This window comes from Labrys sp. F242, from assembly GCF_057813875.1.
Window position 1 is genome coordinate 2703346 of the sequence record NZ_JBVASG010000001.1, and the last position, 25390, is coordinate 2728735.

At 63.1% G+C, this 25390-nt stretch carries 25 protein-coding genes and 1 other RNA gene; 6 read left to right on the plus strand and 20 right to left on the minus strand.

Annotated features, from left to right (window positions below):
* Positions 1-84: 84 nt before the first annotated feature.
* From ACZYTC_RS12665 to rsmH, 3 genes are read right to left on the minus strand one after another with little or no spacing between them, the layout of a single operon-like run.
* Positions 85-1905, minus strand: a complete 1821-nt coding sequence (locus tag ACZYTC_RS12665) for a peptidoglycan D,D-transpeptidase FtsI family protein (protein WP_488989716.1) — start codon at positions 1903-1905, stop codon at positions 85-87.
* The gene (gene ftsL, locus ACZYTC_RS12670) at positions 1902-2258 is read right to left on the minus strand and encodes a cell division protein FtsL (protein WP_434955733.1); all 357 of its coding nucleotides are present in this window, start codon (positions 2256-2258) and stop codon (positions 1902-1904) included. The genes ACZYTC_RS12665 and ftsL overlap by 4 nt, the downstream gene beginning before the upstream one ends.
* Positions 2255-3292: a 16S rRNA (cytosine(1402)-N(4))-methyltransferase RsmH gene (rsmH, locus tag ACZYTC_RS12675; RefSeq protein WP_488989717.1), complete on the minus strand. Its 1038-nt coding sequence runs from the start codon at positions 3290-3292 to the stop codon at positions 2255-2257. The genes ftsL and rsmH overlap by 4 nt, the downstream gene beginning before the upstream one ends.
* A gap of 250 nt (positions 3293-3542) precedes the next feature.
* Here rsmH and ACZYTC_RS12680 point away from each other — a divergent pair, with 250 nt between their 5' ends.
* Entirely contained in the window at positions 3543-4577 is a 1035-nt protein-coding gene (locus tag ACZYTC_RS12680) for a DUF4424 family protein (RefSeq protein ID WP_488989718.1), read from the plus strand.
* A gap of 32 nt (positions 4578-4609) precedes the next feature.
* On the opposite strand, the gene ACZYTC_RS12685 is transcribed toward ACZYTC_RS12680, so the two are convergent.
* From ACZYTC_RS12685 to ACZYTC_RS12715, 7 genes are all read right to left on the minus strand, one after another.
* Complete coding sequence (locus ACZYTC_RS12685) at positions 4610-5458, minus strand: transglutaminase-like domain-containing protein (RefSeq protein ID WP_441774005.1); 849 nt, start codon at positions 5456-5458, stop codon at positions 4610-4612.
* 146 nt (positions 5459-5604) lie between these two features.
* Complete coding sequence (locus tag ACZYTC_RS12690; RefSeq protein ID WP_441774006.1) at positions 5605-7134, minus strand: PAS domain S-box protein; 1530 nt, start codon at positions 7132-7134, stop codon at positions 5605-5607.
* 160 nt (positions 7135-7294) lie between these two features.
* Positions 7295-7477 (minus strand): CsbD family protein, encoded by a 183-nt coding sequence (locus ACZYTC_RS12695; protein WP_434955728.1) that lies wholly within the window; start codon positions 7475-7477, stop codon positions 7295-7297.
* Between the two features lie 200 nt (positions 7478-7677).
* A complete protein-coding gene (locus ACZYTC_RS12700; RefSeq protein WP_434955727.1) occupies positions 7678-7929 on the minus strand; it encodes a GlsB/YeaQ/YmgE family stress response membrane protein in 252 nt (83 codons plus the stop codon).
* Between the two features lie 324 nt (positions 7930-8253).
* Positions 8254-8663: RNase P RNA component class A (gene rnpB, locus ACZYTC_RS12705), an RNA gene on the minus strand.
* 156 nt (positions 8664-8819) lie between these two features.
* Positions 8820-9575 (minus strand): N-acetylmuramoyl-L-alanine amidase, encoded by a 756-nt coding sequence (locus ACZYTC_RS12710; RefSeq protein WP_488989719.1) that lies wholly within the window; start codon positions 9573-9575, stop codon positions 8820-8822.
* A 107-nt stretch (positions 9576-9682) separates the two neighbouring features.
* Entirely contained in the window at positions 9683-10711 is a 1029-nt protein-coding gene (locus ACZYTC_RS12715; protein ID WP_322432741.1) for a CorA family divalent cation transporter, read from the minus strand.
* A 206-nt stretch (positions 10712-10917) separates the two neighbouring features.
* Between ACZYTC_RS12715 and ACZYTC_RS12720 the strand changes: the two genes are divergently transcribed.
* The 3 genes from ACZYTC_RS12720 (at position 10918) to ACZYTC_RS12730 (ending at position 13234) form a co-directional block, all read left to right on the plus strand.
* Positions 10918-11625: a B3/B4 domain-containing protein gene (locus tag ACZYTC_RS12720; protein WP_488989720.1), complete on the plus strand. Its 708-nt coding sequence runs from the start codon at positions 10918-10920 to the stop codon at positions 11623-11625.
* A gap of 229 nt (positions 11626-11854) precedes the next feature.
* Positions 11855-12388 carry a GNAT family N-acetyltransferase gene (locus ACZYTC_RS12725; RefSeq protein ID WP_441774009.1) on the plus strand — a complete coding sequence of 178 codons (534 nt, stop codon included), beginning with the start codon at positions 11855-11857 and terminating at the stop codon, positions 12386-12388.
* Positions 12389-12415: 27 nt separating this feature from the next.
* Positions 12416-13234 (plus strand): AAC(3) family N-acetyltransferase, encoded by an 819-nt coding sequence (locus tag ACZYTC_RS12730; RefSeq protein WP_488989721.1) that lies wholly within the window; start codon positions 12416-12418, stop codon positions 13232-13234.
* Positions 13235-13328: 94 nt separating this feature from the next.
* Here the strand turns inward: ACZYTC_RS12730 and metF are convergent, their stop codons facing one another.
* Both metF and ACZYTC_RS12740 read right to left on the minus strand, forming a co-directional pair.
* On the minus strand, positions 13329-14222 hold the full coding sequence (gene metF, locus ACZYTC_RS12735) for a methylenetetrahydrofolate reductase [NAD(P)H] (protein WP_441774011.1): 894 nt from the start codon (positions 14220-14222) through the stop codon (positions 13329-13331).
* Positions 14222-15220, minus strand: a complete 999-nt coding sequence (locus tag ACZYTC_RS12740) for an ArsR/SmtB family transcription factor (RefSeq protein WP_434955720.1) — start codon at positions 15218-15220, stop codon at positions 14222-14224. Before ACZYTC_RS12740 ends, metF begins: the two co-directional genes overlap by 1 nt.
* Positions 15221-15420: 200 nt before the next feature.
* Here ACZYTC_RS12740 and ACZYTC_RS12745 point away from each other — a divergent pair, with 200 nt between their 5' ends.
* Entirely contained in the window at positions 15421-15990 is a 570-nt protein-coding gene (locus ACZYTC_RS12745; protein ID WP_488989722.1) for a dihydrofolate reductase family protein, read from the plus strand.
* 30 nt (positions 15991-16020) lie between these two features.
* Here the strand turns inward: ACZYTC_RS12745 and ACZYTC_RS12750 are convergent, their stop codons facing one another.
* The 6 genes from ACZYTC_RS12750 to ACZYTC_RS12775 all read right to left on the minus strand — a co-directional run bounded on the left by ACZYTC_RS12750 (position 16021) and on the right by ACZYTC_RS12775 (position 20956).
* The gene (locus ACZYTC_RS12750) at positions 16021-16632 is read right to left on the minus strand and encodes an MOSC domain-containing protein (protein ID WP_441774014.1); all 612 of its coding nucleotides are present in this window, start codon (positions 16630-16632) and stop codon (positions 16021-16023) included.
* 83 nt (positions 16633-16715) lie between these two features.
* Positions 16716-17090: a hypothetical protein gene (locus ACZYTC_RS12755; RefSeq protein ID WP_434955717.1), complete on the minus strand. Its 375-nt coding sequence runs from the start codon at positions 17088-17090 to the stop codon at positions 16716-16718.
* A gap of 142 nt (positions 17091-17232) precedes the next feature.
* Positions 17233-18315 (minus strand): 3-deoxy-7-phosphoheptulonate synthase, encoded by a 1083-nt coding sequence (locus ACZYTC_RS12760; protein WP_434955716.1) that lies wholly within the window; start codon positions 18313-18315, stop codon positions 17233-17235.
* A gap of 245 nt (positions 18316-18560) precedes the next feature.
* The gene (locus ACZYTC_RS12765) at positions 18561-19199 is read right to left on the minus strand and encodes an SGNH/GDSL hydrolase family protein (protein WP_434955715.1); all 639 of its coding nucleotides are present in this window, start codon (positions 19197-19199) and stop codon (positions 18561-18563) included.
* A gap of 90 nt (positions 19200-19289) precedes the next feature.
* Entirely contained in the window at positions 19290-20060 is a 771-nt protein-coding gene (gene tam, locus ACZYTC_RS12770) for a trans-aconitate 2-methyltransferase (protein ID WP_441774016.1), read from the minus strand.
* A 170-nt stretch (positions 20061-20230) separates the two neighbouring features.
* The gene (locus tag ACZYTC_RS12775; RefSeq protein WP_441774017.1) at positions 20231-20956 is read right to left on the minus strand and encodes an SDR family oxidoreductase; all 726 of its coding nucleotides are present in this window, start codon (positions 20954-20956) and stop codon (positions 20231-20233) included.
* Positions 20957-21209: 253 nt separating this feature from the next.
* Here ACZYTC_RS12775 and ACZYTC_RS12780 point away from each other — a divergent pair, with 253 nt between their 5' ends.
* Positions 21210-22553, plus strand: coding sequence for an Hsp70 family protein (locus ACZYTC_RS12780; RefSeq protein ID WP_488989723.1), 1344 nt, complete (start codon positions 21210-21212; stop codon positions 22551-22553).
* A 115-nt stretch (positions 22554-22668) separates the two neighbouring features.
* Here the strand turns inward: ACZYTC_RS12780 and ACZYTC_RS12785 are convergent, their stop codons facing one another.
* Positions 22669-23661, minus strand: a complete 993-nt coding sequence (locus ACZYTC_RS12785; RefSeq protein WP_488989724.1) for a hypothetical protein — start codon at positions 23659-23661, stop codon at positions 22669-22671.
* A gap of 2 nt (positions 23662-23663) precedes the next feature.
* Complete coding sequence (gene ettA / locus ACZYTC_RS12790) at positions 23664-25319, minus strand: energy-dependent translational throttle protein EttA (protein ID WP_434955710.1); 1656 nt, start codon at positions 25317-25319, stop codon at positions 23664-23666.
* Between the last annotated feature and the right edge of the window lie 71 nt (positions 25320-25390).

The following is a 25390-nucleotide window of genomic DNA, read 5'->3' on the forward strand; positions in this document are numbered from 1 at the left end:
TTTCAATGGCCGATCGATGCATCCCGGCCATGCATTGCCGCAAACTGCAATGGGCGGGTCGTCGGACCCGCCCATTGGATGATCTTATCGGGCCGCCAGCCAGGCCATGCTCTGGTTCAACTGGTCCCTCGGGGCGTTGAGCGGCGGAACCGGATTGGGAACCTCCATGAAGCGGGGTTTGACGCCGAGGAGCGGGCCGACGCGCTCCAGGATCTTGCCGGTGGTGACGCCGGCGTTCCAGGCAGCCGTGGAATATCCATAGGTCTCGGGCAGGCCCTTGGGCTCGTCGTAGAGAACGGTGATCAGATATTTCGGCTTGTCGAAGGGAAACACCGCCATGAAGGTGGTGAAGTTCAGGTTCTTATTGTAGCGCCCGCCGATCAGCTTTTCGGCCGTGCCGGTCTTGCCGCCAACCTGATAGCCGAAAATGTCGACCTTCTTGGCCGAGCCGTTGGTGGCGTTGAGGCGCATGATGTAGCGCATCACGTCGGAGGTGTGGGGCTTGAGCACCGGCTTGGACAGGGCCAGAGCCTCGTCCTCGTCGCGCTTGATGAAGGTCGGCTTCATCAGATGGCCGCCGTTCATCATTGCGCCAACCGCCATGACGGCCTGCAGGGGTGCAACGGTGATGCCTTGGCCGAAGGCAATGGTGGCGGAGTTCAGAGTGCCCCAGCGACGCGGCAGGATCGGCGCGGCATTTTCGGGCAGCTCCGTCACCAGGCGATCGAGCTGACCCATCTGACGCAGGAAGGCCTGGTGGGCAGGCACGCCCAGGCCGAGCGCCATGCGGATGACGCCGATATTCGACGAATAGGTGAACACCTCCGGCAAGCTCAGCATGCGGCGCTGCGGATGGTAGTCGCGGATGGTCCAACGCCCGATGGTGACGCTGCCGGCCCGGGCATCCAGCATGGAATTGGTGGTGAACCGGCCCGATTCGAGCGCCATGGCCAGGGTCAGCGCCTTGAAGGTCGAACCCATTTCATAGGTGCCGACATTGATACGGTTGATCCTGTTGGGATCGAGGGCATCGGCCGGATTGTTGGGATCGAAGTCCGGCAATGACACCAGTGAGATCATCTCGCCGGTGGTCACGTCCATGATGACGCCGCCCGCTGCCTTGGCCTTGAAATGCTCCATGCCGGCGATGAGCTCGTCACGCATCACCGCCTGGGCGCGCAGATCGATCGAGGTCTGCACCGGCTTCATCGCGTCGGAGGTCGAGGCATAGCCGAGCGCCTGCAGCTCGGAGAGCCCGCGCTTGTTGTCGATGTATTTCTCCAGGCCAGCTATGCCCTGGTTGTCGATGTTCACCGCGCCCAAGACGTGGCTCACCGTCGGCCCGTTGGGGTAGATGCGTTTGTTTTCGTTGATGAAGCCTATGCCGGGCAGGCCGAGCGCATAAATGCGATTGCGCTGTTCTGGCGTGATCTCGCGCTTGAGCCAGATGAAGCCCTTGCCCGAGGCAAGCTTGGTCCTGAGCTCACGTGCGTCGAGCTCGGGCATCTGCGCGGTCAGCAACTCGGTCGCCTCGTCGACGTCGATGATCTTCTTCGGCTCGGCGTAGAGCGAGGGCACCTGCACGTCCGTGGCCAGGATCCGGCCGTTGCGGTCGAGGATATCCGGGCGAGCCGCCGCCAACTGGTCGGCCGCCGAGCGACGTGCGTCATATTGCTGGTCGGGAGCGGTGCCGAACTGGGTGAGCCGCGCCATGATCGCCATATAGATGCAGACGAAGCCCACCACGATCAGCACGATGCGCCCGCCGCTCTTTTCGAGCTTGGAAAGGCGCCGGCGCGGCGTCTTGGCGGGGCTGGCGGCGTCCGAGCTCGTCCCGGCTTCGGGCGCTGATGCGTTGGCCTGGTTGTCCACGATGGTCCCGTCGCTCATGTTCCCCTCACTCATGGGGTCGATCCTGTCACTTGCGGCGCCCCGGCCAGGCCGAGTCCTTCGAGTTTTTCGGCAATCAAATCGCCTTCGCGCGCCTTCTCGGGCAGATCGGTGGCATCGACGGATTGGACGACCTTCATCGGCACGAGGTCGAGATGGCGCTTGGCCAAGGCGCCGATACGGTCGGGCTGACTCATGAAGGCCCATTCGGCTTTGAGTGATTCGATGGCGCGACGTTCGGTCTCGATGGCCCGGCGCAGCTTGGCGACCTTCTCGGCCTGCAAGGTCGATTCATATTTGATCGAGTAGACGCCGATGGCGGAAGCCACCAGCAGACCGACCAGGATGAGATTGAGAATGCGGGTCAACGGCCTCTCCCGGATTGAAGACTCACCTCAGGCAATCCGAGGAAACTGGTGCCGGTGTCACGAGCGGGGGCTTCGCTGCGGATGGCGAAGCGCAGCTTGGCCGAGCGGGCGCGGGGATTGAGCTCGGCTTCCGCCTCGCTCGCAGCCAGCGCTCCCCGATGGGTCTGAACGAAGGTCGGTGGCGGTACCGCCACCACGGGCTGATGGCGCGAACCGCCGGCCTGGCTGCGGGTGCGGTCGGTGAAGAAGGCCTTGACGATACGATCTTCGAGCGAATGGAAGGTCACCACCACCAGGCGTCCGCCGGGCTTGAGTGCCCGCTCAGCGGCCAGCAGGGCCCGGCCGAGTTCGTCGAGCTCGCCATTGACGGCAATGCGCAGAGCCTGGAAGGCACGCGTCGCCGGATGAATGTCGCCGGGCTTGGAGCGGATCACCCGGCCGCACAGATCCGCCAGTTGCATGGTGGTGAGGAACGGCTCCTTCTGCCGATCGGTGACGATGGCGCGCGCCAGTGCACGCGCGCGGCGCTCCTCGCCCAGCACCTGGAAGATGCGGGCCAGCACCTCCTCGGGAAGCTCGGCCACGAGATCGGCGGCGGTCGGCCCGGCATGCAAGCCTTCACGCGACATGCGCATGTCGAGCGGCCCGTCGCGGCGAAAGGAAAAGCCGCGCTCGGCCTCGTCGAGCTGCATCGAGGAGACCCCGATATCCAGCACCACCCCGTCGACGCCGCCCTCGCCCAGCATGGGCGCGAGCTTGTCGAGATGGGAAAAACGGTCCTCGACCAAAGTGAGGCGTCCCTGCATCTCGGAAACCAGGGCCATGCCGTCGGTGATGGCGTTGCGATCGCGATCGACGGCGAGCACCTGCACATCGGGCGCGGCCGCCAGAACTGCGCGCGTATAGCCCCCTGCCCCGAACGTGCCGTCGATGAAGCGCTCGCCCGCCTTCGGCTCGAGCGCCTTCAGCACCTCGGCGAGCATCACCGGCACATGCCGGGCGGCATCGTTGGCGGGAGCGGAGGAAGCGGACATCGAACTCTCAAAGGCAGGAATTACAGGCGGAAGCGGCCCGCAAATCGGGCAGATTTCTCCTATCCCATTAACGCCCATGAAAGGTTAATGAAGGGTTCGTGGAGACAGCTCCACTCCTTGAAAATTCCGTTACGTCACCACTTCGATAAGAACTCGAGATCCTGCCATTGCTCCCTGCCTCTTTCGCAGTGCCGCAAAGGCGGGCACTATCGGCGCCGAACCGTTTCGACGGTGTGGAGATTCGCAGCCAATGCCCCGACCCGCCAAAGCGCTCTATTGCGCTGCAGCCTTGACCCTCGCCATGCCCGTGACGGGTGCTTCGGCCGAGGAGAGTCTTGCCAATCTCGATGCCGGCGGGCTGGTCATCGAGCCGGCGGACCAGCTCGAATTGAAGGCGGAGGACATCTTCCTCTCGGCCAAGCAGGTCCGGGCTGCCTATCGTTTCCTCAACAAAGCCGGCCAGGACCTGACGCTGACAGTCGCCTTCCCCCTTCCGGAGGTGACCGGCGAAACGGACCTGGATTTAGCCATTCCCAACCCGGCTTCGCCGAACTTCCTCGATGTCCAGGCCAAGGCGGCCGGCAAATCGGTCGAGGCGAGCGTGGAACAACATGCCTTCTTCACGCCGGACGGCGGCAAGGAGAGCGAAATCACCGATCTGCTCAAGAGCCTGAACGTGCCATTGCTGCCCGCCGTCGCCTCCACCGCCGAGGCTCTCAAGCGCTTGAGCAACGAGGACCGTACCAAGCTGAGTACGCCGGGCTATATCGCCGGGGCTGGCGAAAACTGGGTCCCGCTCTGGACCTTGCGTTCCAGGATCGTTCGCCAGCAGGTTTTGCCAGCTGGCAAGGAGATCATCCTGCAATACAGCTACACGCCGAGCATCGGTTCGGCGGCCGGCCTCTATTTCGACCGCGCCAACCTGACCGGCGAGTCATTGACGCAATATCAGAAGAAATATTGCGTCAATGAGGGCTTCCTGCGTGCGGCCGACGCCTTGACCAAGCGCCTGACGGCAGCCAAGCCACAGGCAGGCGAGACCGCGAAGACGCCCAAAACCCGGCAGACCTATTTCGGCTACACCTTCGTCGGCAATGGCCGCTGGTCCGGCCCTGCCGGCCGGTTCGGCCTGGTGATCGACAAGGCTTTTCCCGACAACCTGGTCTCCTTCTGCGCAGAAGGCGCCAAAAAGGTCAGCAGCACCCGCTACGAGCTCAAGCGCAACAATTACGCGCCGGACCGCAATATCGACATCCTGATTCTCGATAAGAACGTCGCACCATAAACGTTTTACAGATCACGATTTTCCGGACGCTGCTACGGTGACAGCCGCCGCTCCGTGGTTGCAGCCGCCTGTTCGTCCGGAACTCGTTCCGTCACAACCTCGAACTTGCTCAGGCTGTGACGGCCGAAGGAACTGATCATCGGGACGTCGGCGGCATCGCGGCCGAAGCCGATGAGGATCCGCCCAATCCGGCGCTGGTTGTGCCGCGGGTCGAAGGTATACCACTCCCCGCCGAGATAGGCCTGGAACCAGGCATTGAAATCCATGGCGGCCGGATCGGGAGGCACCCCGATGTCACCGAGATAACCATTGCAGTAGCGCGCCGGAATGTTGAGGCAACGGCACAGCGCAACCGCCAAATGGGCAAAATCCCGGCACACGCCAACCTTCTGCTCGAAGGCCTGCAAGGCCGAACGCGTCGCGCTGGCGTGCTCGTAGCCAAAGCTCAAATGCGAATGGACGAAGTCCGTGACGGCCTGAACGCGCTGCCAGCCATCGGTTATGTCTCCGAAACGCTCCCAGGCGAAGTCGGACAGGAGATCGGTTTCGCAATAACGGCTGGCATGCAAATAGGTCAGCGTTTCCTTCGGCAGGGCCATGATGGGCAGGATTTTCGCCCTCTCGACCGCCTTATCAGGCTCCCCGCTGTCGCGGATGACGCCGTCGCAGCGCAGATGCAGGAAACCATCTTCGACATGAATGCGCCGGCACAGATTGCCGAAAACGTCGATGTGGGCCTGAGTCGGATGGTTCGACAGGGTGGAGAGATCCTGCTCGCGCACGATGTCGCCGCGCCGTGAGGGGTGAACATCGAGAACGGTGATCAGCGTGGTCGGTTGCGAGAACTGCATCGCAATATCGAAACCGTAGCGGATATGCATCTTGGCTTTCCCATAAACGGCACCGGCCCGCATCCTCATCCCGCTGGGGAGGTGGCGGCATGCCGAGGGGTGCAAGCTAGCGCCGGGAAACCTGCAGCAATAGAAGCCGATACGTCAGCATTGCTAGTGCGGATGCATCAGGTGCTTCAGCTTGAACGGGTGGGCCGGGCTTTTTGCGAAGCGCCGGTGAATCCGCGCTCGCGCGCCCACACCACGGCGGCGGCCCGGCTGTGCACACCGGCCTTGCCATAGATGCGGGCGACGTGGTTGCGCACCGTATTGCGGGTGAGCTTCAACGCCTTGACGATTTGGACATCGGTCAGCCCCTGGCAGAGCAGGCCAAGTACTTCCAACTCCCGCGGGGTCAGGTCGGCCAGCTCCGTGGAGGCCCCGTTCGACGTCCCTCCGCCCCGCAGATTGGCCAGCTTCTCGATTACCGTACGGCTGAACCAGGACGTATCCTGCATCACGGCTTCGATGGCGGACATCAGCTCGACTTCCGATCGCTTGCGTTCGGTAATGTCCTGCAGGACGATCAGGACGCAGTCCTGGCCCTGAATGCCGACGGTCTCGGCCGAGACCAGGCAATCCAGGACTTCCCCATGCCGGCTGCGCAGCTCCAAATCCCGGTTGCGCAAAGCTCCATCGGTCTCGATGTCACGTTCGAGTTGACGCCTAGACCCGCTCGAAGACCAGATCGGTACCAGCGCGATGGGCTTGTCGATCACGTCCTCACGCGCGTAGCCCATGACCACGGCGAAGGCCTCGTTGACATCCAGCACGTGGAAATCTTTGCGGGCCATCACGATGGTCGGCACGGGAGTCATGCGAAAGGCCCGGGCGAAACGCTCTTCGCTCTGCCGCAAGGCCTGTTCGGCCCGCCTGCGCGGCTCCATATCCATGAAGGTGAAGAGCATGCAAGGCTCCTCACCGATCTCGATCGGCTGGCCAGCGACGATGACCAGCTTCGAGTCGCCATCGGCCAGGCGTAAACTTGCCTCGGTCTGTGGAATCGTGCGCCCCTCGCGCAAGGAGGTGATCGCACTCTCCCGGACTCCGGCATTCTCCAACACGTCGATTTCGTAGGTCGAGCGGCCGAGAACCTCCTCGCGCTTGTAGCCGGTCATTTCCAGGAAGCCCTGATTGACCTTCACATAGCGCAGATCCGATATCCGGCAGATGATGGCCGGCGCCGGATTGGCAGCGAAAGTCCGCTCGAAGCGCTCCTCCGCGGTGAAACGCTCGGTCAGATCCTCGATGACCAGCACGTAGGACTCAGGATTACCGGCCGCATCGACGAGAACCAGTCCTCGAAGCTGTTGGATGCAGCGCCACCCCTGTTTCCTTCCGCGCGGCGCCGCTTTGACGACCTCGACGACCAGTTCCTTGAAAACTTCGCCGGCCAGCAGGCGATTCAGAGGGTATTGCTCGGGAGCCAGCGAATGGTTGTTGCGGTATTTCAGCATATAATTCCGCCGATATTCGTCCGGCGTCCTGCCCAACTCCGCCAGTTCTCCCGCATCATGCAGGTCGAGGGCCCTTTCATTGGCCCAGACGATCCCCTCCGCAGGGTCTATCAACAAGATGCCTTCGGCCAGCCCCGCAATGATCTCCTGGAGCTGACGCCGATCCACCTGTCGTCGCAGGATGCTCACATCCGGAACCTCGTTCGCCATGACCTATTCCCACTGCCGGCGAGAGGCGCGGCATGCCATCTCTTACGGACGGAACCATAGTCCGGAACGGTGTGAGGCGAAAGGAACAGCGCTCCACTTCCAGGCGCCGGTAAATGACCGCTTCAATGCGGGGAGCGCCCCTGGACACTCCCCGCTCTCGTCACTTCTTCAATGCGTCGCGCGCCGCATCCTTGGCACCGCCAACCGCACTCTGGACCTTGCCTGCGAGCTTTTCCGCCTTGCCCTCGGCCTGGGTCTTGGCATCGCCCGTCACCTTGCCGACGGCCTCCTTGATAGTGCCTTTGACCTGCTTTGCGGCCCCTCCGACACGATCCTTGTCCATGTCCATTCTCCTGCACTGCCACAGCCGGCGCGCCTGCACCGGACGGCATGCTCTATTGCCGCATGTCGAGCGCAATATCGAAAGACGTCAGGGTATCAGGCGGCCTGATCCATCTGCACCAGAAACGGTCGGGTCAGCTGTCGATAGGACCCGGCCATGAAGGCTCTGGGGACACCATGCTGCGCCTTGGCATGGTGTTCTCACGCACTGCGAGCAAAGGCTCGCCAGACCAGCAGCACGATGACTGCGCCGACAACAGCGCCGATGAAGCCGGCCTTTTCGCCGATCGTGTACCAGCCGATCTGCTGCCCGAGCCAGGTCGCCAGCGCCGCGCCGACCACGCCCAGTATCGTGGTAAGGATGAAGCCGCTGGGATTGTGCTGCCCCGGCGAGAGGAAACGCGCAAGCAGGCCAACGATGAAGCCGATGAGGATGGTCCAGACGATACCCATGATGTTACCCGGTTCGAAGTCCGCGGGAGTTCGCCGGATCGCCACAGAGGCCCATTCCCGAATTCCCCACGATTTCAACTGACTGTCGCGCCTCCCTGAATCGGAATCATATCCGCCGAGAGACTCACTCGGGCGCAATGTGGCGGCGTTCGGTGACAAAAACAAGAACGACTGGCCTGGAACAGCGGTTCTAGAAAAGGCGCGAATTGGAGCGCGGAGATCTCAGCGACATGCTTGCATGTCGCGATATCCGCTCTTGGAGACATCGCGTTTGAAGTCGAAAAGCGGACTGCAAGTCCGCGCACCGCTCATCCGCTGAAAGGCAAGGCTAGCTGGCCTGTAAGCCGGGTTCTGTATGGCCCGCTCGCGCGGACGTGGCGACCATTCATCTGGGGCCACCGTCACCGGTGACCTCAACGCAACCAACCCGGACGACAGCGCGGAAATGCGCCTCGGCGCGTCCGAAGACCGCCGCGGTCGTCCCTATTCGGTCTTGCTCCGGGTGGGGCTTGCCATGCCGCTGCCGTTACCGGCCGCGCGGTGCGCTCTTACCGCACCCTTTCACCCTTACCCCGGCAAGTTCAAAAGAAGCCTGCTGAGGCGGTTTACTTTCTGTGGCGCTTTCCCTGAGGTCGCCCCCGCCGGCCATTAACCGGCACCCTATTTCCGTGGAGCCCGGACTTTCCTCCATTCCCAGGTTTGAGCCTGGCAACAGCGGCCGCCCAGCCAGCTAGCCGCGCCTGTGTGACGCCAAGCGCCGGCGGCGTCAACAAAGAAAAACCGGCGCCAACCGATTGGTTGGACGCCGGGAGTTATGTCTTTGGGAGGAAATGGGAGAACCATTCGCCAGTGACCTTAGCGCCGGCAGCGCGGGGGCGCTGTGCGAAAAGTCACACCAGTGCCTGCTTGGCCAGGATGAGGCTGCGCAAGGTTTCAATGGTGGAGGCATCACAAATGCCGTCCACCCTCGCCTGGCGGAAATGGCGCTGGAAGGCCGTCACCACGGCCTCGGTGAGCGCATCATAGACCCCGTTCACCGCGATGCCGTAGCCATAGAGCGAGAACATCGCTTGCAGCGCCTCGATGGGCTGGCCGGCCTCGCCGGCGGAGAAGAAACGCCCGCCCTGAATGGCGGCGGGGCGCACATGGAGGCCGATACCCTCTTGCGCCAGCCCGGCCCAGTCGAAACGCTCACCAGGATCAGTCTTGCGCAGCGGCGCGATGTCCGAATGCCCGAGCACATGGTGCGGCCTGATGCCGTGGCGGTTCACAATATCGCGGCATAGAGCCTTGACCGCCATCATCTGCACAGCCGGAAAATCCCGATAACCCCATTCGTGTCCGGGATTGACGATCTCGATGCCGATGGAGTGGGAGTTGATATCGGTCACGCCCTCCCAGCTCGCCTGGCCGGCATGCCAGGCCCGGCGGGACTCGGGCACCATCTGGATGATCCGTCCGCCCTCGTCGACGAGGTAATGGCAGGAAACCTGCGAAGCCGGATCGGAAAGCCGGGCCAGCGCCAGTTCACCGTCGGGCATGCCGGTATAATGCAGGACGAGCAGAAGTGGCGACGCCGGGTCGAGGCGCTCGCCATGATTGGGCGAGGCAACGGCAAGGTTGGCGAGGGATGTATCAAGCTGCAAGGGCGGTCTTTTCGATACGGCAGATGGAAGGGTCCATCCACGTTGTCGGCCGCTTTCCCAGGCAGACAGGTCTGCCTGGGAAGAGTCGGTCTCGATGCGGACCGGTATTACAACCAGTTGATCCGCTTGAGAACCCATAGCGTGACGATCGAGGTGATCGTGACGAAGCCCACGATGGTCGCGAAAGCCCAGCCCTTGTCGACGCCGGGAATACCACCGACATTCATGCCGAACAGGCCGGCTACCACACTGGGCGGCAGCAGCAGCGCGGCAAGGGCAGCCAGGCGGTTGGAATTGTGCGCGATACGTTCGCCAATCACGGTGGAAAGATCGTCATGCAGGATACTGGTCCGGTCCCGGATCGCGTCGAGATATTCGATGAATCGCATCAGCTTGTCGATCACCTCACGCAAGCGCAGCTTGTCGCGTTCATCCAACCAGGGAGCGTCGTCATGCTCCATGCGGTTGAGCGCATCGCGCTGGGGGGCAAGATAGCGGCGCAGTTGCACCGCGCGCCGCCTGAGCAGCTTCAGGCGCTCACGCACCTCGCCGGCATCGCCCTGGAAGATCAGATCGTCGAGTTCGTCGACCTCCTCGTCCATGGCATCAAGCACCGGCTCGAGGTCGCGAACCAGCTTGTCGCCGATCATCGCCAGGAGATCGCCGGCATGGCTCGGCCCCTTGCCCTTGTGCAGGGCCTTGCGGATGTCGCGCAGAGCCGTGATGTAATGATCCTTGTCGCGCAGCGAGATCACGCGGTCGCCATCGACCCACAGATGCAGCGGAACCAGATCGATATCGGCGGGCTTTTCCTCGACTTCCTCCGGCGCGGTCGCGCACACGCCACGTAGAATGATCAGCAGACCATCGTCGATTGGCTCGACACGCGGCCGCGACTCTTCTTCGAGGAGGGCATCTGCGACGACAGGATCGAAATCTCCTCTGCCATGGACCCAGTCGGCGGCGGCGGGATGATCGCGCTCCAGATGCAGCCAAAGCACGCCGTCACCGGGCTTCCAGGCCCGGGCCTGCGCCATGTCGAGCTGGCAGCAGCCGCCCCGCCCGTCGAGAAGCAGGGCGAAACGCAATCCGGGTTCGATACCATAGCTCGCAGTCGGCGCGTTGGCGGTTTCCATACGGCCTCACCACAGTCTGAACAGCTGGGACGCATCCCGGCGGAACCGAAAAGCGCAGCCTGCACAAAAGCTTGCCGAACCGCGCGGATTCACATTATCCGTTCGATCCCTCGTGGCAAGATCAATCAAAAGCATGATGATTCGTTTTGTGACATCATCACCGTCCGATGCCGGCGCCACGCCAAACCGACCAGCGAATGACGCCCATGCAATTGACCATTGCCGAACTCACCGAACGCTTTCCCGACTTCCGTGTGGCCGTCCTCGTGGCCGAAGATCTTGCCGTCACCACGGGACGACCGGGCCATCTCGATGCGGCCATCCTCGCCTCGGAGGCAGCCTGCCGCAGCCAGCATGAAGGTATGGAACTTTCCACCATTCCGGGTGTCGTAGCCTGGCGCAGCGCCTATAAGGGCTTCGGCATCAAGAAGACCAGCTATCGTTCCTCGGTCGAGCGACTGATCAAGCGCGTGCTGGCGGGCGACAGACTGCCCGCCATCAACAATTTCGTCGATATCTACAACACGATCTCACTGCAGCACGGCTTCTGCATCGGCGCCGACGATCTCGACAAGGTCGCCCCGCCCGTCGCCTTCCGCTTCTCGCGCCCCGGCGACAGCTTTCTGGATATGGGCGCGGAGGCAGGCGAGGATCCCAATGATCCGCCCAAGGATGGCGAGGTCGTGCTCGCCGACAGCAGGCATGTGCTGTGCCGCCGATGGAACTGGCGCCAGGACATGCGCTCGGCCATCACGCCGGAAACAAGGCGGGCGCTGGTGACGGTGCAGGCCAATGGCTGGGGTGAACTGGAGGAGGCCACCAACCATCTCGCCGGTTGGCTCACGGCCGATTGCGGCGCCAGCATCTCGATCGGCTACGCCGACAGGAGCAATCCCACGATCACGCTGGGTTGAGCGGATCGTGCTTTTGCGAGGTGCATTCTCGTCATCTTGCCGTTCTCGAGCCAATGGCCTAGTGTCGGCGCATGAACATAAAGCGCATGACCTGCATGCATCTTGCCACGCACCTCCCTCGGGGCGCGGGAAGAGTATTGCCGTAAGCGCGATACGATCGACCCATGAACCCTGCGAGGCGAGCAGGGTCCATGGAAGCCCAGCTCTCCTCGCGAAAAGGAGAGCGACCATGCCCCCGCCCCCATCCCATCCCCTCGATTCACGGCCTGCACCGCCGGGATTGTCGATACGTGCCACGCGTTTGGAGGATGTCGACGCGATAACCGCACTCGCCAATCTTCCCGGCTACAGGGCCGGCACGCTTCGCCTGCCCTATCAGAGGCCGGAGCTGGCCCGGCGATGGCTGGAAGGGCTCGGTCCGGAGGCCCTCAATCTCGTCGCCGTACTCGAGAGCACCATCGTGGGAAATGCCGGCCTGGAGCGCTACGGCGGCCGGCGGGCCCATGCCGCAGGTCTTGGAATGGGCGTTCATGACGACCATCTCGGCAAGGGTATCGGCACCGCGCTGCTGCGGGAAGTCATCGACGCGGCCGATCATTGGCTGAGGATCGAGCGTCTCGAACTGACGGTCTTTGCCGACAATCTGCAGGCCATACGCCTTTACGAACGGTTCGGCTTCAAGCAGGAGGGGCTCCTGCGCAATTACGCATTCCGGGCCGGTGCGTTCGCGGATGCCCATATGATGGCACGGCTGCGGGGGTGAGCCCTTCTCCCTGTTCCTGAGGAAGTCATGACCGAGGCAAGCATCATCCAGCAAAGCACCATGCCGCGAACGAGGGAAAGCCTTGCCACCGACCTGCGGCTACTCGGGGTCACGCCCGGCGGAACATTGCTCGTTCATAGCTCCCTCAAGGCGCTCGGCTGGGTCAACGGCGCCGAAACAGCGGTGATCCAGGCGCTTTGCGACGTCATCACCCCCGAGGGTACGCTCCTCATGCCGGCGATGTCGCCGGACCTGACCGATCCTGTCCACTGGGGCGCGCCGCCCATTCCGCAGGCATGGCATGAACCCGTGCGCCAATCGATGCCAGCCTTCGACCCCAAGCGAACACCGGCACGAGGCATGGGCAGGATCGCCGAATTGTTCCGGACCTGGCCCGGTGTGATGCGCAGCAACCATCCCACCAGTTCCTTGGCGGCCTGGGGCACACGGGCTGAGACGATCCTTCAAGACCAACCGCTCGAAGACCCCTTCGGCGAGAACTCGCCGCTGGCAAGGCTTTACGATCTCGAAGCCAGGGTGCTTCTACTCGGCGTCAGTTTCGAGAGCTGCACAATCCTGCATCTGGCCGAGCGACGGACCTGGCCGCACCAGACCTTGATACAAGAGGGCGCTCCCCTGATGGTCGATGGCGAGCGCCGCTGGCAGCGCTACGAGACAGCGATCCTGCGTGTCGATCTCCTGGAGGATGCGGGACGCCATCTTGTCGAGACGGGCATCGCCCGTAGCGGCACCATAGGATCGGCACCATCCCATCTCCTGCCTGTCCGCGAAACAGTCGATGCCACCGTTTCGCGCTGGCGCGGCATGAATATACTTAGCGCGTAGGAAACTGGCGCCGGCAACGCGGGTATCCTCGTCCACTCCTGGGAGGATCCCATTTCAGGAAGCGAGAGAAGCGGACTGGAAGTCCGCGCTCCAGCTAAGCCGCCGCCTTCTCCACCTTTGGCCTGAGGCCGAGCAGATGGCAGATGGCATAGACCAGATCGGCCTTGTTCATGGTGTAGAAGTGGAAATCGCTGACCCCGCGATCGACGAGATCGAAAACCTGTTCGGCGGCGACCGCGGCGGCCACGAGTTTACGCGTGGCAACATCATTGTCCAAGCCTTCGAAGCGGTCGGCAAGGCGTCGCGGCACATCGGTCCCGCAGCGCTCGGCGAAGTTGCGGACCTGGTTGAAATTCTGCACCGGCACGATGCCCGGCACGATCGGAATATCGATGCCCGCCTCGCGAACCCGATCGACAAAGCGCAGATAATGCTCGTTGTCGAAGAAGAACTGGGTGATGGCACGCGTGGCGCCGGCATCGACCTTGGCCTTGAGGATGTCGATGTCGAAGGCGAGCGACGGGCTTTCGGGGTGCTTCTCGGGATAGGCCGAGACGGAGACCTCGAAATCGCCCTGCGCCTTGATACCCGCCACCAGATCGGCAGAGTTGGCATAGCCACCCGGATGGGGTTCGTAGCGGGCACCCACCCCTGCCGGCGGATCGCCGCGCAGCGCCACGATGTGGCGCACGCCTGCTTCGGCATAGCCACGGATCACCTCGTCGATGGCCTCGCGCGTGGCGCCGACACAGGTCAGATGTGCAGCCGGGCGGATATCGGTTTCCTGCACCATGCGGGCCACCGTGCCATGCGTGCGTTCACGGGTGGTACCACCGGCACCATAGGTCACCGAAGCGAACAGGGGATCGAGCGGCGCCAGGCGTTCGATCGCCTCCCATAGGGCCGCTTCCATCTCCGAATTCTTCGGCGGGAAGAACTCGAAGGAAACCCGAATACCGCCGTGTGAGGGCAAGGCGTGACCAGCCATCACGCGACCTCCTGACCAAGAGTGATAGTGTCCGAGACCCGGCGCGGATCACGCCCGGTCCAAATCGATACGGTGAGGCTCGAGCGCCCCCCGCCCGCTTCCACCAGGCGCCAGCCATCCGGCCGCAGATGCGCGGCTTCCAGCCAATGCTCGATCGTCTCGCGGGCAAAACCGAGACGGCGATGCGCGAAATCCTCGCGCATGAATTCGAGTTCGTGTGGGGCGAAATCGACGATGACCAGACGGCCACCCGGGCGCAGCGCCCGCCCGATCTCGCGCAGGGCCTTGGCGCCATCGTCGAGGTAATGCAGGACCTGATGCACAATGATGAGGTCATAGGCGCCCGGCTCGACCGAAAGCGCGAAGAGATCGCCCTGCCGCACCACGGCATTGCGGATGCCGTTCCGTTCGAGATTGGCCCTGGCGATCACCAGCATTTCCGCGCTGGCGTCGATGCCGACGGCACGGACCGCCAGCGGCGCGAACAGTTCGAGCATGCGCCCGGTGCCGGTGCCGATGTCGAGGAAAGCCTGGATAGGCTGGCTGCCGACCACCTCGCGCAACGCTGCCTCGACCGCCTCGTCGGGGGCATGGAGGGCGCGTATGCGATCCCAGTCACCGGCATGGGCGCGGAAATAATCGGCAGCCACCGCCGCCCGGGTGCGCCTCACCTCGACGAGGCGAGAGCGGTCGCGGGCAAGAATGCGATCGCTGCGATCGAGGCCGGCAAGAATTTGCGCAAAGATCTCGGATTTCATCGTCCCTTCCGCCAGGCGGAAGAAGGCCCAGGCGCCCTCGCGGATGCGCTCCACCAGCCCGGCTTCAACCAGAAGCTTGAGGTGGCGCGAGATGCGCGGCTGCGATTGCCCGAGGATCTCGGTGAGATCGGTCACGTTGAGCTCGCCTTCCGCCAGGATGGCCAGCAGGCGAAGGCGCGTCGGTTCACCCGACGCCTTCAGCGTGCCCAACACCATTTCGAAAGGAGCTAGATTCGTCATCCTACGCCACCGTCTCTCACATAAAGATATGTTTATGTCATTTCCCAAAATGCGCAAGAATTTTGTTTCGCAAGCGACGACATCATGTGAACAGGCGACTTCTGCGCGAATAAGCTGGTGAAATCATCGCCTACCCCTTCGAACTGATTGCGTTATGCAATTGGTTTGGGCATAGTGGCCGGAGAACAAGGGAGGCGCCAATGGCCACGATCGTCTATGCCATGCTGATGTCCCTGGATGGCTATGTCACCGCACCACAGCAGGAATTTGGCCTGCCCATCCCCCAGGCCGAGTTGCACCGGCATTTCAACCAGCTTATGCGGCAGACGTCGGTCGCACTCTATGGGCGGCGCATGTATGAGGTAATGCGCTATTGGGACAGCCCCGAGCGCGAACAGGACTCCGGCGAGGTCGAGATGGATTTTGCCTACGCCTGGCGCGAGACGCCTAAGCTCGTTTTCTCGACGACGCTGCGGGAGGTCGGGCCGAATGCGACGCTGGTGAGCTCGGACGCCATGGAGGTGGTGCGCTCGCTCAAGGCGGAGAGCGACGGCGAGATCGGCGTCGCCGGCCCCACCCTCGCCGCCGAACTGGCGCGATCCGGCCTCATCGACGAATACCGCCTCTATCAGCATCCCCTCGTGCTGGGCGGCGGCAAGCCCTATTTTCAGCCGGGCCTGTCGCTCAAGCTGAAACCGCTCGGCAGTGAAAGCCTGCCCCAGGGCGTGACGCTGCTGCGCTTTGCGCCCGCCGGGCCGGAATTGCCCTGAAGTACCAGTGCAGCACTTGCCATTTCCGGCTCAGCCCTGCCAGATCCACTGCTCGGGGACACGCAGCTTGAACTCTTCGCCACCCCGGATCGAACCGGGACGGTCGACAGTGGCGACCACGCCGCGCAGGCGCTTGGCCGCGGCGGCAAAACGCAGCGCAAGCCCCTCCTGCCCGCTCAGATGCCGTTCGACTTCCGCCCCGGCGATGCGGCAGGGATCGTTCTGCCCCGTCACCGCCAGCACGGCGCCCGAGGGAAAGAACAGTCTAGTACCACGAGGGAGGAAGGAGAAATCCGGCACGCCTTCCACGGCGAGGTTGGCGCCAAGCCATTCCGGCTCCACGCGCTCGACGCCGAGATTGTCGGCGATCACCGCAAGGTCCTCCATCGAGACGATGGAGACCTGGCGTTCGTTCTGGATCGGCGCGTTGCGCTCGAACCAGGGCACCCTGACATCGGCGGGCCTGAGGAAACCGGCATGCCGGTCTCCCGGTATGCCCTCATGCGTGAGCACGAGTTCGCCCAGCCTCTCCGCCCCGATAGCCTCTCCCCCGGCTGCGGCGACCATGACCACCCGCCCCGCACGCTTGAGCACAGGGCTGACAGCGATGTCGGGGATAGTGTTGATCGAAAGATCCGGCATGGTCTCACCTCGTCTGGCAGCGCGGGAATCTCGGTCTGCCACCGAATCGGCAGCGACGCAAAAACGCCGCTCGATGGCTTGCCTCATCCCCCCTCGCCGGCGCTCACCAGCCCACAGTCACGCAGGATACGGGGCAAGTGGCGCCGGATCTGCCAGCGTGTCAGCAGCACCAGAATGACCAGCATCGGGAGATTGTCGAGAATGGCGCGGAGGAATCCGATCACCACATTGCCGATGAGACCGCCATCTCCCAGAAAGCCCGAGACGTCACCGCCCAGCAGGCCGGCGATCAGCATTGCACCATAATGGGAAATCGAGCCTGTAACCTGCAACATCGGCGCGACATAGAACAGGAAGTTCAGCGCCCAGCCGACAGCGAAGACGAACAGGGCCACGGGAATGCCGATCCGCCACCAGACGGCGAAGATGGCCTTCTTGATAATCTGCGTTTCGCTCACGTCCTCGTCTCCGTTCCGGCCCGACCATGCCGGTTCAGGGCAGGCCGCGTCAAATCGGCGACAATTGTAGGCGGGTCCTCAGACCCGCCTACCCTCTCCGGCAAGCTTACGTTTCCAGGCGAGTCCGAAGAGCCGCCCCCGCTTACGCCCCGACCTTCACCGCTTCGCGGTTGGCGATGCGGCGCTGCTCAACCGCCAGCGCCAGGCGCTCGAGGGCGACGACGGTGGTGTCCCAATCGATGCAGCCATCGGTGATGCTCTGGCCATAGGTCAGCGGCTGGCCGGGCACCTGGTCCTGGCGGCCGGCGACGAGATTGCTCTCGATCATCACGCCGATGATGCGGTTGTCGCCTGCCGCGAGCTGCATGCCGATATCGGCCAGCACCAGGGGCTGGTTCTCCGGCTTCTTGGCGCTGTTGGCATGGCTGGCATCGATCATCACCACCGGCGAGAGTCCCGACTTGGCGACGTCGCTGCAGGCCGCCTCGACGCTCGCCGCATCGTAATTGGTGCTCTTGCCGCCGCGCAGGATGATGTGGCAATCCTCGTTGCCGGTGGTCGAGGCAATGGCGGAGCGGCCATCCTTGGTCACCGCCATGAAGTGATGAGGCTGGGACGCCGATTTCACTGCATCGACCGCAATGCGCACATTGCCGTCCGTACCGTTCTTGAAACCGACCGGGCAGCTCAGGCCCGAGGCCAATTCGCGATGGATCTGGCTCTCGGTGGTACGCGCCCCGATGGCGCCCCAGGCGACGAGGTCGGCGATATATTGCGGCGTGGTCATGTCGAGGAATTCGCAGGCTGCCGGCAGACCGAGATTGTTGACGTCGAGCAGCACCTTGCGGGCGATGCGCAGCCCCTTGTCGATCTGGAAGCTGCCATCGAGATCGGGATCATTGATCAGGCCTTTCCATCCCACCGTGGTGCGCGGCTTCTCGAAATAGACCCGCATGATGATTTCCAGCGAGGAACCCAGGCGCTGGCGCAGCTTCATCAGGCGATCGGCGTAATCGAGGGCGGCCACCGGATCATGGATCGAACAGGGGCCGACCACCACGGCGAGACGATCGTCGCTGCCACGCAGGATGTCATGCACGGCCTGTCGCGATTGAGCGACGGTGCGGGTTGCCTCCAGCGTGCGGGGATGTTCTCCCATCACGTCAGCCGGCGTGGTCAACGCCTTGATTTCACGGATACGAAGATCGTCGGTGGTGCTCAACATGGCCTGGGTTCCAGTCTCGGTTTGGGCTTTGGTTGGTCCCGGCCGGCGGCATAAAAAAACCGCCAGTCGGGCTGGCGGTTGTTTGGGTCTGATCTGTTGCTGTCTTCAGATCGAGCGCACCCCTACCTCCGCCTGAGGCCTGCGAAAGCCAAAATACCAATAAAAGGTGGGGGCGGATGCAAAGGTCATGGCAGGCATATAGCGACGGCCAATGATTTTGTCACGTGCGAATTTGCCGTGAGCAATCAGCTTCCCAGCGCCTGGACTCGTTCGGCAAATACCTGTCCCAGCGTGCGATGTGCCTCGGCTTCGTAATGGATGCCATCGATGGGGCTCACCTCGATCAGCGTGCCGACATCGAGAAACTCGGCACCATGCTTGCGCGCGACAGCCTCGTACAAAGGCGGCAGGGCCTGCGATTTTTCCACCCCGCCGGCGAACAGCGATCCGAGGCAACCGACGAGGCGGATGGGCGGCGGACAGGCGATCAGCAGCTTGGCCGGCGGCCGGTCGAGATTGGGCGCCCCGGCGATGATGCCGGCGAGAATGTCGACCCCGGCGGCGATGTCTTCAGGCGGCGCGCCGAAACGGGCCTTGAGATCGTTGGTGCCCAGCGTCAATACGATGACATCGAGCGGATGATGGCTTTCCAGGCAGGCGGCGAGATAGCGCCGGCCATTCTTGTGGCTTCCCTCGATGAGATCGTCGCGGATGGTGGTACGTCCAGGCAGGCCTTCCTCGATCACGTGCCAGGCATGGCCGAGGATCTTGCGCATGACCCCTGGCCAGCGCGTTTTGCCGTCGTAGCGCCGGGCCTCGTCCAGGCTCGCCAGAGGCGGCGTGCCGAACGTGTTGGAATCGCCGAAACAAAGAACATTCTTCATGGAGGTCTCCTGGAGCGCTTTGCGATGGGGCGGCCTCGACGGGAACCCAAAGGACGCGCCGAAACAAGGAATGAGAGCAAAGAAGCGCGATCAGCGTTGCACGACAATAAAGATGCGCGGAAAGGCCAGCACCACCTTGCCGTCGGCCCGCGGCGGATAGGCCTTCGCGATGCGCGCCGTATAGTCTTCCAGAAAGGCAGGCTGCTGCTCGGGATCCAGCGGATCGAGAAAGGCGCGCAGACCGGTCGCCCGCAGCCAGGACACGATGGCCGGCGCATCGTCGAGCACGTGATAATAGGTGGTGCGCCAAATATCGATTGAAGAGGCCTGACCGGCGAACAGATTATAATAGTCCTCGGCGGGCAGGATGCGCTCGCGGATGCGAGAAGCATTGCCGAGCCTGGCCGCCCAGGGGCCGTCCGCGGCCGTCTCGCGCATCAGGCGGTGGGACGGCTCTGCCAGATTGTCGGGCATCTGCACGGCCAGCACGCCGCCCGGTGCGGTTTGGGCCAGCAGGCGCGGCAGCAAAGCTGCATGTCCGGGAATCCATTGCATCACGGCATTGGCGAAGATCAGTTCCGGCGGCTTTGTTGCTTGCCAGCTCGTCACGTCTCCCTGTTCGAAGCGAGCCGAAGGCAGGCGCTTGCGCGCTTCCGACAGCATGGCCTCGGAGGTATCGATCCCGATCACCTCGGCCGCGGGCCAGCGCTTGGCCAGGAGTTCGGTGGAGTTGCCCGGGCCGCACCCCAAATCGACCGCAAGGGTGGGTGCCGCCAGGGGCACGCGATCGAGCAGGTCGCGTGCCGGCCGCGTGCGCTCATCCTCGAAACGCAAATAAAGCGAGGGGTTCCAATCGGCCATGACAAACATCCTTGAATATTCGCTCCAGCGAAGCGTCTACAGCACCACATCCGATTTCGGAATCGGACTTGGTGTTGCAGGCCCTCGTCGTCGCATCGGGAATGCCGCAAACAGGCATCCCCCTTTCGGCACCATGCCCCGGCCGCGCCGGAGGACCATGGTTGACCGCCTCAGGTGATCAGGAAGCCGCCATCCACGGGCATGGCGACCCCGTTCACCATCGAGGCCTTGTCGCTGAGAAGAAAGGCGATGGTCTCCGCCACTTCTTCCGGCTCGAAGAAGCGTCCCAGCGGGATGCGCTGCAGCATGGGCGCGGCCTTGGCAGGGTCGCTCCAGGCCTTCACCGCCATGGGCGTGAGGATCACCGTCGGGCAGATCGCATTGACGCGGATGCCCTGGCGTCCGAGTTCGTTTGCCATCACGGTGGTCAGCGAGTCGAGCGCGCCCTTGCTGGCGCAATAGGCCGCGTGATCGGCAAAGCCGATCGAGGAGGAGATGCTGGATACGTTGACGATCGCCCCCTTCTTGCCCCGGGCGATCATACTGCGCGCGCATTCCTGGCCGAAGATCATGGCCGCGATCACATTCACCGACATCAGTTCCTGGAAGGCCTCCACACTGGTCTCCAGGAAAGGCTCGAGTGTGGTGGTGCCGGCATTGTTGACCAGGCGGTCGACGGGCTGGATCGAACGGGCCACGGCGCGGACCGCTTCGGGATCGGCGAGGTCGACGGCATGAATCTCCGCCCCCGTCTCGGCGGACAGGCTTTCGAGCTCGTCCTGACTGCGCCCGATGGCAATGATCTGTGCACCCCGGGCCGCCAGCAGCTTGGCTGTAGCCCGCCCGATACCCTTGGTGGCTCCCGTTACCACGATACGCTCGCCGGCAAATTCCATCGTTTCCTCCCGCATGATTGGCGGCATGGTAGCGGGCGCAAGCCTGCTGACAAGTCTGACAAATCAAAGTCAGGAAATTTTGGATCGGCACTAGCTTTGGCGCGCCTCCTGGGCTATTTCCCCCGGCCCTCTTCCCCACCGCCAGAGCAAAGTGCGTTCAATCCTGGACGCTTTTCCTGCTCTGCCTCTCAGGTTCGACGCGTCCTTGCGATTCTTGTCGACCTCGACAGATCGCAAAGCCTTAGGAGGCCTCATGCCGCCCCAATCCCCAGCAACGGGACAGAGCACCCCTGTCTCCATTGGCATCGACTTCGGCACCAGCAACACGGTGGTCGCCTTTGCCCATGCCGACGGTCACACCGAGGCGCTGAACTTCGAGCATGGCGGCCAGGGCCTGAACCATTTCGTCACGGCCCTGTGCTTTTGGGACGAACGCCGCCCCGGTAAGTCCACGATTCGCGTCGAGGGCGGGCCCTGGGCCATCGAGCAATTCGTGGAGGCGACGAGCGCCCTTCGCTTCATCCAATCCTTCAAGAGCTTTGCCGCCAGCGCCACCTTCCAGGAGACCCGTATCTTCCGCGAGCGCTATCGTTTCGAGGATCTGCTGGCGACCTTCCTCAATACCCTGGTCAAGCATGGGGACGGGAAGCTCGACCTGTCGGCGGCCAACCTCGTCATAGGCCGTCCCGTTACCTTTGCGGGCCGCCAGCCCGATGACGATCTGGCGATGCAGCGCTATCAGACTGCCTTCGAGCGCCTCGGCGTCGTCAATCCCACCTATGTCTATGAACCGGTGGGCGCGGCCTTCTTCTATGCCCGCCAGCTCAAGCGCGATGCGACCGTGCTGGTCGCCGATTTCGGCGGCGGCACCAGCGACTTTTCGATCATGCGCTTCGAGCAGGCCGCCGGCCAGTTGAAGGCCGAGCCGCTCGGCCATTCCGGCGTCGGCATTGCCGGCGACGCCTTCGACTATTCGATCGTCGATCGCATCGTCTCGCCGCGCCTGGGCAAGGGCGGGCGCTTCCGCTCCTTCGACAAGGAGCTGTCGATCCCCAATCACTATTACGCCAATCTCGCGCGCTGGCATCAGCTCGCCATGATGAAGACCAATGGCGATCTCAAGGGCTTGCAGGACCTGGTCAAAGTCGCGGTGGAACCGGAAAAGCTCGAAAAATTCATCGAGATCATCGAGTTCGACATGGGTTTCTCGCTCTACAGCGCAGTGTCCAGGGCGAAGATCGCGTTATCAAGCCAGGACGAGACCGAATTCCGCTTCGCCGGCGGCGACATCGAGATCTCGGCCCCGCTGAAGCGCCGCGATTTCGAGCACTGGATCGCCGCCGACGTCTCCCGCATCGAGGCCAGCCTGGACGAAGGGCTCAAACGCGCCAACACCCGGGCCGAGGAAATCGAGCGCGTCTTCCTCACCGGGGGCACTTCCTTCGTGCCGGCCATACGCAAGCTCTTCGCCGAGCGCTTCGGCGAAGAGCGCCTGGTCTCCACCGACCAGTTCGAGTCGATCGCCTACGGCCTCGCCTTGATCGGCCAGGACAAGCAGAAAGAACGCTGGGCCGTGCGCGCGCCCTTGGCGGCATGAACGGCCCCAGCCCGAAAGGCCGAACGGCCGAACGATAGTGAAGCTTGACTGATCAAGCACCGTCATTGCGTCGCTGCGCTCGCAATGACCTGGAAGTCAAAAACGGCCGTCGCTATCAATCGAAGGTTTTCAGCACCTCACCCGTCCGATCATCCTGCAGCCGTCGCGCCCATCTGCTTAAGATCGGGAGGGCGACGAGGAAAACGGCGAAATAGCAAAGGGTCAGAAAGCGGCCCTGCCAGAGCGTGGCATCATCGGGTCTGGCCCCCCCTAGCCACCCAAGCCCTATCCAGCACAAGGCAGATAGGACGCAGGTGGTCCCGAACCAGAGCAGAACGGGCTTGAGCCGGCAACGGTGCGTGCTCAGCCATGGTATGGCGAGAAGGACGAGCGTCGCACAGATGGCGACGATGCCCCCGCCTACCCTGCCCGGACCCACGTGCAGCAAGGAATAATAGGGCAGCAGCCACCATTGCGGCACATTGGGGTTGCCGGTCGAGGTCGGTGGATAGGCAAACAAAGAGCCCATATGTCCGCCGCCTCGGCTCGAACTTGTAATGACGCCGACGATGGCGACGAATGCCAGCACAAGAACGGCTTGCCAGACCTGTGACGAAAGGATTCTGGAGGGAGAAGGCTTGTGCGTGCCGACAACTCCGTCGTCACCTGTGAGCATCAAGATCAGGTCAAGCACGAGAAAAACGGCCGCAGTGACAGTTGCGACGAGTACCGGCATCTCCCAGGGAACGTCGAGAAACTGGATCAGTTCACTGCGCCACAAGGGAGTGCCGCTCTCGGGAATTTCATAGTTCGAGCTCAGTCGAAGCACGGATTTGTTCCAGGGCGCCCCATAGCCGGCAAGGGCCAGTATCTGCGCGCACAGGAGAGCCACGATGAACAAGATCCAGCTCACCTTGCGCCAACGCGGGAACAAGCCGTCATAGAGCGAGATCCCCACATGAGTATAGGCGCATAAGAAAAGGGCGCCCATCGACGCCCTTTCGGTAGTGATTGCCACGGAAATGCCCTGCGCCGCGAAAAATACAATCAGGACGAGGCCGATGGTGCGCGCCAGCCGCGCCGGTTCTGCGGCGCGGCTGGCTGGCACACTCACCTCGAGAACTTCTTGTACTGGATGCGCTTGGGAATGGTCGAGTCGATGCCGAGGCGGCGCTTCTTGTCTTCCTCGTAAGCCTCGAAATTGCCCTCGAACCACTCGACATGGCTGTCGCCCTCGAAGGCGAGAATGTGGGTGGCGAGGCGGTCGAGGAAGAAGCGATCATGCGAGATGATCACGGCGCAGCCGGCATAGTTCTCCAGCGCCTCTTCCAGGGCCCGCAGCGTTTCCACGTCGAGGTCGTTGGTCGGTTCGTCGAGGAAGAGGACGTTGGAGCCTTCCTTCAGCATCTTGGCAAGCTGCACGCGGTTGCGCTCACCGCCGGAGAGCACGCCGACCTTCTTTTGCTGGTCGCCGCCCTTGAAATTGAAAGCGGAGGTGTAGCCGCGCGAGTTCACTTCGCGCTTGCCGAGATAGAGGATCTCATTCCCGCCGGAGATTTCCTGCCAGACGGTCTTGTTCGGATCGAGCGCATCGCGCGACTGGTCGACATAGCCGGGCTGCACCGTGTCGCCGAAGGCGATGGTGCCGGCGTCCGGCTTTTCGAGGCCGAGCAGCATGCGGAACAGGGTGGTCTTGCCGGCGCCGTTGGGGCCGATCACGCCGACGATACCACCGGGCGGCAGCGAGAAGGAAAGATCGTCGATGAGGAGACGATCACCGAACGCCTTGGAGACGCCCTCGACCTCGATGACCTTGCCGCCCAAACGCGGGCCGGTCTGGATCATGATCTGGGCGGTGGTGGGGCCCTTCTCGTTCGCCTTGGCGAGCAGGTCCTCATAGGCATTGATACGGGCCTTGGACTTGGCCTGGCGCGCCTTCGGGCTGGCGGCGATCCATTCCTGCTCGGCGGCGAGCACCTTCTGGCGGCTCTCTTCCTCGCTCGATTCCTGAGCCAGGCGCTTCTGCTTTTGCGACAACCAGGTCGAATAATTGCCCTCATAGGGAATGCCGCGGCCGCGATCGAGTTCGAGGATCCAGCCCGTGACGTTGTCGAGGAAGTAGCGGTCATGGGTAACGATCAGGATTGCGCCCGGATAGCTGCGCAGATGGCCTTCGAGCCAGGCCACCGTCTCGGCGTCGAGATGGTTGGTCGGTTCGTCCAGCAGCAGAAGCTCGGGCTGTTCCAGCAGCAGGCGGCAGAGTGCCACGCGGCGGCGCTCACCGCCCGAGAGATTGTCGACGGCGGCGTCGTCGGGCGGACAGATCAGCGCGTCCATGGCCTGGTCGACCTGGCTGTCGAGGTCCCACAGGTTCTTGGCGTCGATCTCGTCCTGCAGGCGGCTCATCTCATCCGCCGTCTCGTCCGAATAGTTCATGGCGAGTTCGTTGTAGCGGTCGAGGATCGCTTTCTTCGCGGCAACGCCGTCCATGACGTTCTCGCGCACGGTCTTGGCGGGATCGAGCTGGGGCTCCTGCGGCAGATAGCCCACGCGCGCGCCTTCAGCCACCCAGCCATCGCCGGTGAAGTCCTTGTCGATGCCGGCCATGATGCGCAGCAGGGTCGACTTACCCGAGCCGTTGACGCCGAGCACGCCGATCTTGGCGTCCGGATAGAAGGACAGGTGAACGTTGTCGAGCACCTTCTTGCCGCCTGGATAGGTCTTGTTCAGACCCTGCATGTGGTAGACGAATTGATACGCGGCCATCGTTGCCTGCTTGAGTTTTCGTGGAAAGGGGATTGGGCCGGTGTGTAGCCGAGCGGGCGCATAGGAGCAAG